Annotated in this window: 12 protein-coding genes; 8 read left to right on the forward strand and 4 right to left on the reverse strand. The window is 58.5% G+C overall.

Going from position 1 to position 14712, the window contains the following annotated elements; genetic code table 11:
* Positions 1-89: 89 nt before the first annotated feature.
* Positions 90-995: a hydrogen peroxide-inducible genes activator gene (locus JNX03_RS01110; RefSeq protein WP_203210648.1), complete on the forward strand. Its 906-nt coding sequence runs from the start codon at positions 90-92 to the stop codon at positions 993-995.
* A gap of 173 nt (positions 996-1168) precedes the next feature.
* Positions 1169-3766 carry a methyl-accepting chemotaxis protein gene (locus JNX03_RS01115; RefSeq protein ID WP_203210649.1) on the forward strand — a complete coding sequence of 866 codons (2598 nt, stop codon included), beginning with the start codon at positions 1169-1171 and terminating at the stop codon, positions 3764-3766.
* A gap of 129 nt (positions 3767-3895) precedes the next feature.
* Here the strand turns inward: JNX03_RS01115 and metG are convergent, their stop codons facing one another.
* Positions 3896-5608 (reverse strand): methionine--tRNA ligase, encoded by a 1713-nt coding sequence (gene metG / locus JNX03_RS01120; protein ID WP_203210650.1) that lies wholly within the window; start codon positions 5606-5608, stop codon positions 3896-3898.
* 81 nt (positions 5609-5689) lie between these two features.
* Positions 5690-6910: an MFS transporter gene (locus JNX03_RS01125; RefSeq protein WP_203210651.1), complete on the reverse strand. Its 1221-nt coding sequence runs from the start codon at positions 6908-6910 to the stop codon at positions 5690-5692.
* Between the two features lie 171 nt (positions 6911-7081).
* Between JNX03_RS01125 and JNX03_RS01130 the strand changes: the two genes are divergently transcribed.
* A complete protein-coding gene (locus JNX03_RS01130) occupies positions 7082-8125 on the forward strand; it encodes an aldo/keto reductase (RefSeq protein WP_203210652.1) in 1044 nt (347 codons plus the stop codon).
* A gap of 24 nt (positions 8126-8149) precedes the next feature.
* Here the strand turns inward: JNX03_RS01130 and JNX03_RS01135 are convergent, their stop codons facing one another.
* Positions 8150-9145, reverse strand: coding sequence for a GlxA family transcriptional regulator (locus tag JNX03_RS01135; RefSeq protein ID WP_231024112.1), 996 nt, complete (start codon positions 9143-9145; stop codon positions 8150-8152).
* 33 nt (positions 9146-9178) lie between these two features.
* Here JNX03_RS01135 and JNX03_RS01140 point away from each other — a divergent pair, with 33 nt between their 5' ends.
* The 4 genes from JNX03_RS01140 to JNX03_RS01155 are packed head-to-tail and all read left to right on the forward strand — an operon-like array spanning position 9179 to position 12772.
* Positions 9179-10090, forward strand: coding sequence for a 3-keto-5-aminohexanoate cleavage protein (locus tag JNX03_RS01140; protein ID WP_203210653.1), 912 nt, complete (start codon positions 9179-9181; stop codon positions 10088-10090).
* Positions 10087-10560: a lipocalin gene (locus tag JNX03_RS01145; RefSeq protein ID WP_203210654.1), complete on the forward strand. Its 474-nt coding sequence runs from the start codon at positions 10087-10089 to the stop codon at positions 10558-10560. Before JNX03_RS01140 ends, JNX03_RS01145 begins: the two co-directional genes overlap by 4 nt.
* Positions 10557-12029 carry a carnitine 3-dehydrogenase gene (locus JNX03_RS01150; RefSeq protein WP_203210655.1) on the forward strand — a complete coding sequence of 491 codons (1473 nt, stop codon included), beginning with the start codon at positions 10557-10559 and terminating at the stop codon, positions 12027-12029. The genes JNX03_RS01145 and JNX03_RS01150 overlap by 4 nt, the downstream gene beginning before the upstream one ends.
* Positions 12026-12772, forward strand: coding sequence for an SDR family oxidoreductase (locus JNX03_RS01155; protein ID WP_203210656.1), 747 nt, complete (start codon positions 12026-12028; stop codon positions 12770-12772). Before JNX03_RS01150 ends, JNX03_RS01155 begins: the two co-directional genes overlap by 4 nt.
* Here JNX03_RS01155 and JNX03_RS01160 read toward each other — a convergent pair.
* Positions 12769-13629 (reverse strand): helix-turn-helix domain-containing protein, encoded by an 861-nt coding sequence (locus JNX03_RS01160; RefSeq protein WP_203210657.1) that lies wholly within the window; start codon positions 13627-13629, stop codon positions 12769-12771. The genes JNX03_RS01155 and JNX03_RS01160 overlap by 4 nt on opposite strands.
* A gap of 98 nt (positions 13630-13727) precedes the next feature.
* Here JNX03_RS01160 and JNX03_RS01165 point away from each other — a divergent pair, with 98 nt between their 5' ends.
* Positions 13728-14702 (forward strand): fatty acid desaturase, encoded by a 975-nt coding sequence (locus JNX03_RS01165; protein WP_231024113.1) that lies wholly within the window; start codon positions 13728-13730, stop codon positions 14700-14702.
* Positions 14703-14712 lie beyond the last annotated feature (10 nt).

Below are 14712 nucleotides of genomic sequence, written 5' to 3' on the forward strand. Positions count from 1 at the left end.
TCTCCCTTTTGTGTGATTTGGAATCTTTCTAACAAGGTGGCGCGGTAAATAAAAATTGGATTTTCGGATGGCTTTGATAGTTTGAGGTTATGATAAATCTAACACTGAAACAGCTCCGCTATTTCGAAGCCTTGGCGCAGCAGCAACATTTTGGCCGCGCCGCCGCCTTTTGCTCCATCTCGCAGCCCGCGTTGTCCGTGCAGATCAAAGAGTTGGAGACCCAATTGGGCCGACCCCTGTTTGAACGTGGCGCCCGCGAGGTGCGGCTCACCGCATTTGGGGCCGAAATCAGCGCAAAGGTGCGCGGTATCCTAAGTGCGGTGGATGATCTGGGCGATTTCGCCCGTGCGGGGCAGGACGGATTGGCCGGCACGTTCCGGTTGGGTGTCATCCCGACCATCGCGCCTTATTTGCTGCCCCGGCTAATTGGCGATCTGACGCGGCGCTATCCGCGGATGGACCTACATCTGCGCGAAACCTTGACAGCACGGCTGGTGCAAGAGTTACTGGAGGGCGGCCTTGATGCGGCGATCGTGGCATTGCCGGTGTCCGAGCCGTCCCTGATTGAGACACCATTGTTTTCTGAAGATTTCCTTCTGGTGCGCCCGGCAACGCAAGCCGATGCGCCGGTGCCAACCCGTGAAGAATTGCGCGATATGCGGCTTCTTCTGCTCGAAGAAGGGCATTGCTTTCGCGATCAGGCTTTGTCGTTTTGTCAGGCGGATGCCAGCCCCCCTCGGAACGGTCTGGACGGCAGTTCACTTGCAACATTGGTACAGATGGTCGGCGCGGGCATCGGCGTGACAATGATCCCCGAAATGGCGCGGTCAGTTGAGACCCGTTCTGCGGCTGTGGATTGTGCGCGGTTTGCGGGTCAACAACCTTCGCGCACAATTGGAATGATCTGGCGGCGCACGACCCCGCTGGCATCACAATTGCAAGAATTGTCCGAAGTCGTGCGATTGGCGGCGCAGGATCAACGACGCACAAACTAAGAAAAAAGCCATGGTGATTTGGGCGGCGTATGAGGCAATATGTTTTGATTTCAAAGTGTTGACGCCTTCCTGTGCCATTCAACTCACTCGTCCACGTTAATCTGGTTGTAACGACTGATGTTCTAGATGCCCCAAACGGACATGGCCGTCCGTGCAGGTCGAAGGAACACCATATGTCTGAAAGCGACAGCCAGAAACCGCGGATGAACCCCATTCACTCGCTGTTCTTCAAATGCACATTCATGGTGGCAATTTGTGTGATTGTTGTCGTGGCGGTTATCGAGTTCCGAAACAACGTTTATGTCCGCGCAAAGACACAGCAAAACATCGCCGAACGCGCCGAAGAGGTGACAAACCTGCTGGCGGTTCAAATGGGTGGATCGGTGAAATTTGGCAACACAGACGCGGTTGAAGGGATCGTCAGCGGCGTTGTGACCGAGGCGCGGCGGGAGGCCGTTGGCGCGGTTGTGATTGATCTCGAAGGAAATATTGTATTTCAAGGTGAGACACCCGAGTTTGAACCCCTGCGCGAGACCGCCGAAGAACTGGCGCGGCAGTCGTTGTCCAGCGGTGAAGTTGTCTCGGCGGACAACGGGAAAATGATCGCAATGCCCCTGCGCTTCGGCCGGGAGAACGCGGTGGTTGGTTCCGTTGTCACCGCATGGAGCGATGCCTATGCCCTGCAAGCCTTGGCGCAGGAAAATGTGATAACGCTGGCGGTCGCGCTGGCCATTCTCCTCGCTGCATTGGGGGTCGCGGCGTATTATCTGCGCACACGGATGTCTCAACCCCTCGGCGCGTTGGAAGCCGCGATGGAGCGGATTGCGGGCGCAGACTATGAAACGACGGTCCCCTTCATCAACCGTCGCGACGAGATTGGCAAGATGGCAGGCAAGCTGGATGCGTTTCGCGGGTCTTTGAGTAAGGCACATCAGGCGCAACGCGAAAATGCTTTCAAAAGTGCGGCTTTTGCAGGGTCTTCTGCATCCTTGATGGTTGTCGACGAGAACGCCAATGTGATTTTTGCCAATCCCGCCTGCATCGCCATTATCGAAAGCCTGATGCCCGAACTGGAAGAACATTGGCCGGGCATTTCGCCTCAGAACCTTGTTGGTGCGCCGCTGACGGAACTTTACGGGATGCAATCTGCGATCACCGGCATACTGGACGGAGACGATGCACCCGCCGCATCCGGCGAAACTGAAGTGACTTTGCGGGTCGCGGATCGGATCTTGCGGATCCGCACCAACCCGGCCTGTGATGCGGACGGCCATGTGATCGGATGCGTGGTCGAATGGACTGACCGCACGGAAATCCAACACAATGCCGCCTTGCTGGACGCAATCAACACAGGTCAGTTGAGCGTGGAATTCTCGATCAATGGGCAAGTTCTGGATGCCAACGACAATTTCCTGAAAATGATCAATGGCACCAAGAAAGACACGGAAGTTTGCTCGCTTTTCTCGATGTTTGCGAACAATCTGGAAGGAGACACGGACGGGCGGCGCTTCGCGGCTGAAGCCTGCGCAGGCAGAATTCCTCCAGGTCGGTTCAAGGCCTACAGTATGCACGCCGACAAGGTGTTTGTTGTCGAAGGCAGCCTTGCCGTGATCAAGGATGAAAGTGGTGCACCGGAAAAGGTTATTTTCTTGGGGGCTGATGTGACCAGCCAGGATGAGGCAATGCGGGCGGCGGAGCAAAGCAATGCAAAATCTGCAGAAGAGCAAGGCAATGTCGTGGCCTTGCTTGGCGAGGCGTTGAACCGACTTGCGGATGGCGATCTGGAGGCGGAAATCTCTGATCATGTGCCGCCTGCCTACGAAAAGCTGCGCTCGGATTTCAACGGCACGGTGGACAGCCTGCGCAACGCCATCTCCACCGTGATCCACAATTCGGACTCGATCCGCAGTGAAACCAATGAGATCACCTCAGCCGCCGACGACCTGTCGCGGCGCACCGAAAAGCAAGCCGCGACATTGGAAGAAACAGCCGCAGCATTGGACGAATTGACGGTGTCTGTGCGATCTGCGGCTGAGGGTGCAGATGACGCCAGCAAAATGTCGGCAGATGCCCAGAAAAATGCCGAGCAGGGCGGCGAAGTGGCGCGCCAGGCTGTCGAGGCGATGGACGGGATCAAGAATTCGTCACAGGAGATTTCCAAGATCACCAGCGTGATCGATGACATCGCGTTTCAGACCAATCTTCTGGCGCTCAATGCCGGGGTTGAGGCCGCGCGGGCAGGGGAGGCAGGCCGCGGGTTTGCCGTGGTCGCGACCGAAGTCCGGGCGCTTGCCCAACGGTCGTCCGACGCGGCGCGCGAGATCAACACCCTGATCTCTTCAAGCGGTGAACAGGTGCGCCAAGGCGTCGATCTGGTGGATCGCACCGGCAGTGCGCTGGCTTCCATCGTGACTTCTGTTTCAGAGATTTCCAACAGGGTTTCGAATATCGCAGCATCCGCAAGGGAACAATCCAGCGGACTGGCCGAGATCAACACAGCGGTCAACGAGTTGGATCACGTCACCCAACAAAACGCGGCCATGTTCGAAGAAACCACTGCGGCCAGCCATGCTTTGACCAGTGAGGCCGATGCATTGGCACAAGCGGTTGCGCGGTTCCGATTGGGCAGCAGCCATACGGCGCACCCTGCGACCATAAAAACGCCCGTCCCGGTGAGCCAAGCGAAACCACCCATGCCAGCTTTGCCTACAAGCCAAGGCAACGCCGCCCTGAACCTTTCCGCCGATGCGGATGGATGGGAGGAATTCTAGTGAAGTAACCGTTGCCCGGGACGGTCGTCAAATGAGCCGTTTAAAAACAGTCCGCTGGAATACAGAAGGCCGCTTGCCGGAAGTGGTTTGCACTGTAAGCCGGACGTCCCTTCAAAAAACGAATGTTGATCAATCGCGTGTTCCGGCAAAACGCTCTGCCCAGTTTTCGCGATCTTCATCGCTGATCTTTGCGAACAACACCTCGGGCACCTCGAATGCATGACCCGGCGCCATCACGGATAGCGTGGCAGGCACATCGTCCGGCCAGACCTGATCCGAAAGATGCACGGCTGACAGCATTTTGGCGGCCGCATCAGGAATGAACGGCGCCGACAGGTTGGCGTAGAATGGGATCAGATTCAAAGCCAAACGCACTTGCGCTGCGGCTTTGTCCGGATCGGTCTTGAAGGTTGTCCAAGGCGCTTGTGCCTGCAGATATTCGTTGCCTGCTGCCCAGATTGCCCGCAATTCCTGCGCGGCCTTGCGCACTTCGATCGCATCCATATGACCTTGATACCGCGCAACCCGTTCCGTCAAATCTGCGATCAATGCCGTTTCCGCATCACCAAATTCGCCGGCCTCGGGCACGGTTTCACCAAACTTGGATCGGCAGAATTTGGTGATCCGGCTGACAAAATTGCCCAGAACATCGGCCAAATCCTTGTTTACCGACGTCTGGAAGTTCTCCCAGGTGAACTCCGCATCCGAAGTTTCCGGCGCATGGCTCAGAAGCCACCAGCGCCAGTAATCGGCAGGCAACAGCTCAAGCGCCTGATCCATAAACACACCGCGACCGCGCGAGGTGCTGAACTGGCCGCCATCATAGTTCAGGTAGTTGAAAGATTTGATGTAATCGACCAATTTCCACGGCTCATCCGACCCCATGATCGTTGCGGGGAAACTGAGCGTGTGGAACGGCACATTGTCCTTGCCCATAAACTGGGTATAGCGCACATCATCTGCGCCTTGATCGGTGCGCCACCAGCGCTGCCAATCCGTCCCCTTGCCCGCATCAACCCATTCCTGCGCACAGGCGATGTATTCGATCGGCGCATCAAACCAGACATAGAAAACCTTGCCTTCCATGCCCGGCCATTCCGCCTCGCCGCGCTTGACCGGCACACCCCAATCCAGATCTCTCGTGATGCCGCGATCTTGCAGTCCGTCACCATCATGCAGCCACTTTTTGGCAATCGACGTGGTCAACACAGGCCAATCGGCCTTGCTGTCAATCCATTGATCCAGGCGGTCCTTCATCTTGCTCTGCTTGAGAAACAGATGCTTGGTGTCGCGCATTTCAAGCTCGGTCGAGCCTGAGATGGTGCTTCGGGCGTCGATCAAATCAACAGGATCCAACTGCTTGGTGCAATTGTCACATTGATCGCCTCGGGCGCTGTCGAAGCCACAATTGGGGCAAGTTCCTTCAATATAGCGGTCAGGCAGGAAGCGCCCGTCAGCGACGGAATAAACCTGCTGTTCCACCACGTCCTCGATCAGACCTTGATCGGCCAGAACGCCCGCGAAATGCTGGGTCAGCTTGTGGTTTTGCGGGCTGGAGGACCGGCCGAAATGGTCAAAAGACAGGCCAAACCCATCCGCGATCCTGGACTGCACCGCATGCATTTCAGCGCAATATTCAGCGACCGGCTTGCCGGCCTTGGCGGCGGCCAACTCGGCGGGGGTGCCGTGTTCATCCGTGGCGCAGAGGAAAAGAACCTCATTGCCGCGCGCCCGCAGATAACGGGCATAGAGATCCGCAGGCAGTTGGCTGCCCACCAGATTGCCCAGATGTTTGATCCCGTTGATGTAGGGGATGGCCGATGTAATCAGATGTCGGGTCACGCGCGAAATGCCTTTAGCCGTTGTTTGATGCTGCTTTAGCAGGCGGCGGGATCACTTGCCAGCCTGCACAAACGGCATCCCCTATTTCTCGCGGCTGCGGCGCAAAAGGCGCCCTACCTGAAAGCTGGTGCGCGGCGCATAGACATAGCGGGTGCGATCCTTGCGGGTGGGCCGGGCGCGCATCCGGGTCAGGCCAAAGATCACCAGCACGGCGTGGCCGGCTGATATCATCAAGAACAGCGCCGATGCGCCGAAGTTCTCGATCAGGACCGAGGCCAGGTAGGGCGCAAAAATCGCGCCGAGGGCAAAGAAAAACATCAAGGCGGCGGACAGTTCCACCCGTTCTTCGCTGCTGGCGAAATCATGGGCATGGGCAGCGGCGACAGAATAAATTGGAAAGGTCGTCAATCCGAACAATCCGGCGGTCAGCATGATGCCGACGGTGCCCATCCCCGACGCCATCACGGTGATGAAACAACTGGCCATGGCCGCAACCGACAACCAGATCAACACGGCGCGGCGGTCGTATTTGTCCGCAAGCCAGCCAATGGGAAACTGCGCCAAAGCCCCGCCCAGAACAAAGGCCGAGAGGAACCAAGCGATCTGGCCCGCACTCAGCCCGACTTCCTGGCCGTAGATCGGACCAACCATCCGGAACGACGCGCTGGAGAGGGCGGCAACCACCACGCCCGCCGCCGCAAGAGGGGATCGCGCGACCGCCAGCATGGGCCGCAGCCGGGGGGATTCGGGTGTTTCTGGCTGCTGCACCTTGGTCAAGGTCAGCGGCAAAAGCGCAGCACAGCATCCCATCGCCAACAGGTTGTAGGAGATATAGCTGGCAGGTGCCAGAATGCCGATGATCATCTGTGCGCCCAATGATCCTGTCATATCCACAACGCGGTAAATGCCCATGGCGCGGCCGCGGGTCTCATTCGTGACTTTGGATTGCAGCCATGCCTCAATCACCGTGTAACAGCCCGCCACGCACAGGCCGGAGGCCACGCGCATCACGGCCCAGGCATAGGCATCAATGATGACCATATGCGCCATGAGGCCAATCGCACCGGTCGCGGTAAAGGCGGCAAAGGCGCGGCTGTGGCCCACCGATCCCATCAGGCGCGGCGCCCACCAGCATCCAATAAAAAAGCCGAAGAAATGCGCCGAACCGAGCATCCCGATCTCTTGCCGGGAAAAGCCCAGAACAGTGCCCGACAACACGTCCAAGGGGCCAGTGCCACCAGAGGAAAGTTGCAGCAGAATGACGGAAAAAAAGAGGGCGGCAAATGAAAGGAGCAGGCGCATACCTGCTGATAGGCCGAATGCACTGGCAACCCCAAGAGGTTTAACGACAAAATCCGGTCGTTTTCGAAAAGCGACAGCACTTTTTAACGTTTTTCACAGACATAGGCTTGCGGGAAAGTGGCTTGCGACGGCCGGCAGAGGGCTTAGTGTGTCGCCAAAAGGAGAGGCGGAATGAAGCGGAACAAACTCGGCCAAAGCGATATCGAAGTGTCTGATCTGTGTTTGGGGTCGATGACATGGGGCACCCAAAACTCGGCAGAAGAGGCGCATGAACAGATCGACCGCGCGCTGGACGCGGACATCAACTTTGTCGATACAGCGGAAATGTATCCGGTCAATCCGGTGAATGCAGAGACCATTGGCCGAACCGAACGCATTATCGGCCTGTGGTTCGAACGCGACAGCCGCCGCAGCGATATGGTGCTGGCCACCAAACACTCGGGCGAGGGGATGACCCATGCCCGCGATGGTGCGCCAATCTCCTCAAAAACCATTCCCGAGGCGATTGAGGGCTCCTTGCGCCGCCTCAAGACCGATTATATCGACCTTTATCAATTCCATTGGCCCAACCGCGGCAGCTATATGTTCCGCAAGAACTGGAGCTATGATCCCTCAAACCAAAACCGGGCAGAGACAATTGCCCATATGGAAGACACGCTGGAAGCCCTGCAAAAAGAGGTCAAACGCGGCACGATCCGCGCCTTTGGTCTCAGCAACGAAAGCGCCTGGGGTCTGACCCAGTGGGTCAACGTGGCAGAGCGGGTTGGCGGCCCACGCCCGGTGTCAGTGCAAAACGAATATTCGCTGCTGTGCCGGATGGCCGATACCGATGTGTCAGAGACTTGCATCAACGAGGACATTGATATGCTGGCGTTTTCCCCCCTCGCGGCGGGGCTGTTGACCGGCAAGTACCAAGGCGGCGCCGTCCCTGACGGATCACGCATGTCGCTCAATGCGGAACTGGGCGGGCGCAAGACCGAACGTGCCTTTGATGCGGTGGATGCTTATCTGTCCTTGGCGCAGGCTTACGGCCTTGATCCGGTACAGATGGCGCTGGCCTGGTGCAGGCAGCGCCCCTTCATGGGCTCTGTCATCTTTGGCGCAACAAATATGGACCAGCTTGAGCGTGCCATCGGGGCAGGGGATCTGGATTTGCCGGATCAGGTTATCAGTGCCATTGATGACGCACATAAATCGCACCCGCTCCCGTATTGAGTGGGTCCGGTTTCGCGGCGTGTATCAGCGCCCGCCGCTTTGCTCTTGGCGCATCTTGGTGGCAGACATCCCAAATTGGGCCCGAAATGCGCGGGCAAAACTGGCCTGAGACGCAAATCCGGTTGCGAACGCAATATCCTGCAAGCTGTGCTGCGTCTGGCGGACCAGTCTTTCCGCCTCTGTCAAACGCAGTTGCAGGTAATGCGCCTGCGGACTGCGGCCCAATCGCTTTTGAAATTGCAATTGCAGCGCCCGTTGGCTGAGGCCAAGCCGCTGTGCAAGCTGCGCGACGGGCAGCGGTTCATCAAGTGCGGCCTCCATCAATTGCTGGGCTTTCGCGGTGACTGCGTTGTGGCGCGGATCGCTGCTGCGGCTTTGCGGCTTTGGCGGGGCGGGATCATAGATGAACGTCCCGGCGATCTTTTGCGCCAATGTGACCCCATGCTGTCTGCCAATCAGATCCAGCATCATCTCAATCGCCGGGGCCGCGCCGGCGCAGGTCAGACGGCTGCCGCTGATCTCGAACCGGCTGTTGACCACATCAATCAGCGGAAAACGCTCCGTAAACTTTTCCAAGTCTTCCCAATGGGTTGTCGCGCGATGCTGATCCAATAGCCCGGCCATTGCCATCACCCAAGGCCCGCCGTCAATACCGGCGATCACACTGCCTTGCCCTTCCAGGCGCCTCAAACTGGCAATCAAGGCCGGGGTCGATTGGGCCTCAAGGTCAAAACCTGCAACGATGATCAAAAGATCGGTGCGCGTGACCTTCTGCAAGGGCGCGGCGGGGATCGTCACACCACTGGTCAGGGTCACGGGGGCCGCGCCAGGCGTCGCAAATTGCCAGTCAAACAGGGTCCGGCCCGCTTGCCGGTTCGCGGCCCGCAACGGATCAACCGCCGCCGCAAAACTCAGCGTGTTGCAATCGTCGAGAACCAGAAGAGTGGTGTGTGTGATTTTACCGGATTTCATCAAGTCATCTTCGTATTTCGCAAAGTCTGCAAGATCAAGCTGTCTCATAGTTGTCTCAACTCAGATCAAGGGAGCCTGACAATGCCGCTCAAAATGAACAAAGATGTTTTTATCACCTGTGCCGTGACCGGATCGGGAGGCACCCAAGATCGCAGCCCGCATGTGCCGCGATCCCCCAAGCAAATCGCCGACAGCGCCATCGCGGCAGCCAAGGCAGGAGCGGCGATTGTGCATTGCCACGTGCGCGACCCTGAAACCGGTGCGCCCAGCCGCGATTTGCGCATGTTCCGCGAAGTCACTGACAGGGTGCGGGATAGCGACACAGACGTGGTGTTGAACCTGACTGCAGGCATGGGCGGCGATCTGGTTTTCGGCGATGTGGAACATCCAATGCAATTGTCACAGCAAGGCACCGATATGGCCGGTGCATCGGAACGGGTCGCCCATGTGGCCGAATGCCTGCCGGAGATCTGCACACTGGATTGCGGCACCATGAACTTTGCCGAGGCCGATTATGTGATGACCAACACCCCCGGTATGTTGACAGCCATGGGGCGGATGATGACCGATCTGGGGGTCAAGCCCGAGATTGAGGCCTTCGACACCGGCCATCTTTGGTATGCAAAACAATTGGTTGCCGATGGTGTTCTGGACAGCCCTGCCTTGGTGCAGCTTTGTATGGGCGTGCCATGGGGCGCGCCCGATGATCTCAACACTTTTATGGCGATGGTCAACAACGTGCCAGACGACTGGACCTTTTCTGCCTTCGGTCTCGGGCGCAACCAGATGGCCTATGTGGCCGCTGCGGTGCTGGCTGGCGGCAATGTACGGGTGGGTCTTGAGGACAATCTGTGGCTGGAAAAGGGCGTTTTGGCCGAGAATTACCAACTGGTGGAACGCGCCCAAACCATCATCGAAAACATGGGTGCGCGGGTCATTGGCCCGGCTGAGGTGCGCGAAAAACTGGGCCTGACCAAACGGGCGCCCAAGTGAAACGGGCGCTGGCCCTTGTGCTGATGCTGGCGGGGTGCGCGGCAGCGCCTTTGCAGGATGTCGGTATCGGCTTGCGCAACCCAACCGCGCCCATCGGCGGAACCAGCCGGTTTGACGCGGCCCGATTTGCCGGGGATTGGCATGTGCTGCGCTGCCTTGGGGACTGCGCGGCGCAGGTGCGCTATGACCTTGGTGCAAGCGGGAAAATACGGCGGCAGACCGGGGCGGATCAAACTCTGTTCACCGTCACGGCCCCCGGCGTTCTGCGATCTGAAACGCCTGAACAAACGCTTGTGGTGATGTGGGTGGACGAAGGGTTCAGGACGGCCGCCGTTGGGGATGCCAATGGCCGCTGGGCCGCGATCCTTGACCGCAGCGCCACATCCTCGCCTGACCGGATCAAGGCGGCCACTGAGATATTGGATTTCAACGGCTGGGACATCAGCCAACTTCGGAAAGTGAACAAATGACCAAGACAGCAGCAATTATCGGCGGCGGCGTGATCGGTGGCGGCTGGGCCGCGCGGTTTGCGCTGAACGGGTGGACGGTGAATGTCTTTGACCCCGACCCGGAAGCGGAGCGTAAAATTGGTGAGGTCATGGCCAACGCGCGCCGGTCTTTGCCTGGATTGACCGATGTGGCTTTGCCCGAGGAAGGCGAGATCCGGTTCTGCCGCACAATCGCCGAAGCCGTGGCAGGCGTGGACTGGATTCAAGAAAGCGTTCCGGAACGGCTTGAGATCAAACACAAAACCTTTGCCGAAATACAGGCCCACTGCGCGGCGAATGCTGTGATTGGATCGTCGACCTCGGGCTTCAAACCCTCCCAGTTGCAGGAGGGGGTAAGCCGCCCGGGCCAGATCATGGTCGCCCATCCGTTTAACCCGGTGTACCTGCTGCCTCTGGTGGAACTGGTGCCGGGGGATGCGGGCGATCCGGCTTTGATTGAGCAGGCCAAATCATTGCTGTCCGGCATCGGCATGTATGCGCTGCACCTCAAGAAAGAGATCGACGCCCATGTCGCGGACCGCTTTCTTGAAGCGGTCTGGCGCGAGGCGCTGTGGCTGGTCAAAGACGGCATCGCAACGACGGAAGAAATCGACAATGCGATCCGCTATGGCTTTGGCATTCGCTGGGCGCAGATGGGGCTGTTTGAAACTTACCGCGTGGCGGGTGGTGAGGCGGGCATGAAACATTTCATGGCGCAGTTTGGCCCCTGTCTGAGCTGGCCATGGACCAAGCTGATGGATGTGCCGGAGTTTACCGACGAACTGGTTGACCTGATCGCGGGCCAGTCGGATGCGCAATCGGGCCATATGTCTATCCGGGAATTGGAACGGACACGCGACAACAATCTTGTGACCATGATGCGCGGGCTCAAGGCGCAGGATTGGGGGGCAGGGGCGTTGCTGAACCAGCAAGAAGCCCTGATGCGGCAAGGCACCGATCTTGGGGCAAGCGCCGCCGACCTGCCAGCGGACCAGCCCGTGCCAACGGCGCGGCGCACAGTGCCGCTCGATTGGACCGATTACAACGGCCACATGACCGAGAGCCGCTATCTGCACGCCTTTGCCGATGCCACGGACCGGTTCATGGAACTCATCGGCTGTGATGCGGCCTATATCTCTTCGGGAGGCAGCTATTTCACGGCCGAAACCCATATTCGCCATCTCGATGAGGTCCATGCCGGGGCGGTGATCACGATCGCAACACGGGTTGTCTTGGGAGAAGGCAAGAAGATGCACCTGTTCCATGAAATGCGCGAAGGGGATCGGTTGTTGGCGACCGGGGAACATTTCCTGCTCCATGTGGACCTGAAGACCCGCAAGCCCTCGCCGCCGTCGCCACAGATTGAGGCTAATCTTGTGCGGTTTGCCAAGGGGCATGCGCAACTGCCCGCGCCCGATGGGTTAGGCCGGGCCATTGGCGCGCCACGATGAAGCGGGCGCTGATCACTGCAGGCGCGGCCGGTATTGGCCGCGCCATGGCCGATGGGTTCGATGCGGCGGGCTATGAGGTCTGGGTGACGGATGTTGATGCGGACGCCTTGGATCAATGCCCCGATCACTGGCTCTGCCACCACGCCGATGCAGCAGAAGAAACTGCCGTGCGGGATGTGTTTGACCAGATGGATCATCTGGATGTGCTGTGCGCCAATGCAGGGATTGCCGGACCAACAGCATTGGTTGAGGATGTGGCTTTGGCCGACTGGCAGGCCTGTGTCAGCGTCAATCTGGAAGGGGCATTTCTGGCCGCGAAATACGCCGCCCCCCTGATGAAACGGGCAAAATCCGGCGCAATGATCCTGACCTCGTCTACGGCAGGGATCTATGGCTATCCCAATCGTGCACCCTACGCGGCGGCGAAATGGGCGGTGATCGGACTGATGAAAACCCTCGCGATGGAGCTGGGCCCCTTTGGCATTCGCGCCAATGCGATTTGTCCGGGCGCGGTGGAAGGGCCACGCATGGAAGGGGTGCTGGAGCGCGAAGCGGCAGCCAAGGGCATGACCCGTGATCAGGTCTATGAAGGTTACGCCGCTGGCACCTCGATGCGCAGCTTTGTGACCGCGCAGGATATCGCAGATATGGCGGTGTTTCTGGGATCAGATCAGGCGCGGATGGTGTCAGGTCAGGTGATCGCAGTGGATGGCCATACGGAAAACCCCGACCCGAAACTTTAACGGATCAGCGCCCGCATTTCGGTCAGGAAATCGGGAAACTCGCGGGCGGTGGTGCTGGCTTCGCGGATCAGATTGTCGAAATCTTCGGTCATGGTTTCGATCCGCTGGCGGTCGCGAAAGGCCATGTAATGACCGCCCGTATACAGCACCGCCAGCAAGGGGCCAAAGACGGTAACAGGGGCGCTGTACATCTGGCGGGCGTCGAACTGGTAGATGCGCAACCGCGGGTACAATTGCCGCGACAGGGCGATCAATTGGTCGGTCTGGGCAATGCGCCGAGGGGCCGATAACCCGGAATAATATCCGACACCGCGCACAAAACATTCGATCTCCGGCAGGGGCATGGCAATCTCGTATTCCGACCCCGCACCGCGCATCCAATCCAGCCTGTCCCGAGAGGCATTGATTGCCTGCTGCGTGGTTCGGCCCAGATGCGGCCCGTATTCCCATTCCAGCATGTCTTGCGTCTTGAGCATATCCGGCAGGGTCGCGGGCACATGGCGGATTTTGTAACCTGCAGCCTCCCGATGCCAGCTGAAGATCTGTTCATCCACCAATGCGCGGGGGGCTTGGGATACTTCAAAGCTGTTGGTTACCAGATCAGCCGCCGTTTCGGGCCGGTCTGACAGACCCAAAAGCCAATCGGACGACACCCCCAGAACCTGTGCACAGGCCGCTACCACATGTGCGCCCGGCATCCGTGCGCCGCTGTCTGTCAGGGCCTGAGACAAGGTGGATCTGTCTGTCCCTATGGCACGTGCAAGGGCGCTTTGCGAAATGCTGGCATCCTTGATGGCCTGCGTCAGGCGGGCGCGAAATTGGGCGGCGCGGTCGAGTTTGCTGTCTTTACTACTCATTTGATGACTTTTGTCACAGTCTGATCGCTTTGTTAATCATTATCTGGGTGGGCAGACGGGAAAAATCCAGTCATCACAAAACCGTTACAATTCAAAAAATGAAGCGGGACTATATGCAGGCGGAACAGGTGCAGGCGACAATTTTTCCTGACCGGATGGACACAGACCCCGTCCCGAATACCCAGAACCTGTCTTTCGAATGGCCAACGGTTTGCCTTTTGGCAATTTGCGCCGCGCTTTGGATTGTTGCGCTTGCCCTGCCTGCGGGATGGTGGCCGCTGGCCTTGCTTTTGCTGGTGCCGGCCTTGGCGCAGCATTCCTCGCTGAGCCATGAAATCCTGCACGGGCATCCCTTTCGCGCCGAATGGGCCTGCACCTTGCTCGGGCTGTTTCAGCCGGGATTGTTTGTGCCCTATCTGCGGTTCAAGGCGCTGCACCTTGCGCACCATCACGATGCGCGGCTGACGGATCCCTATGACGACCCCGAAACCAACTACCTTGATCCGGCCGTTTGGGCAAAGATGTCAGGCTGGCAAAAACAGATCCTTCTGTTCAACAACACTTTGCTGGGCCGGATGCTGATTGGTCCGGCCTTTGGCACCCTGTGTTTTGTCAAATCAGATATCAAGCAGATCCGGCAAGGGCATCTGGACGTGGCGATGCACTGGATTTTGCATCTGCCAGGCGTTGTCTTGACGCTTTGGCTGGTGAGCCTTTCGGCGCTGCCGCTCTGGGTCTATCTTTTGGCCTGCTATGCCGCGCTGTCGATCCTGAAAATCCGCACGTTTCTGGAACATCAGGCCCATGAACGCGCTTCGGGACGATCGGTGGTGATTGAGGATCGCGGGCCGCTTGCCTTGCTGTTTTTGAATAACAACCTGCATGTGGTGCATCACATGCACCCCACCGTTGCATGGTATCGTCTGCCGGGTCTGTACCGCGCCCAGAAGGATCGGTTCTTGCGGCGCAATCATGGCTATGTCTTTTCATCATACGCCGAGATTTTCGGAAAGTTCCTGCTGCGCAGCAAAGATCCGGTGGCGCATCCGCTCTGGAAGCCGAAGGGCGAATGAGCCTATAGGA

It is taken from the genome of Sulfitobacter mediterraneus (assembly GCF_016801775.1).
Lineage (GTDB): Bacteria > Pseudomonadota > Alphaproteobacteria > Rhodobacterales > Rhodobacteraceae > Sulfitobacter > Sulfitobacter mediterraneus_A.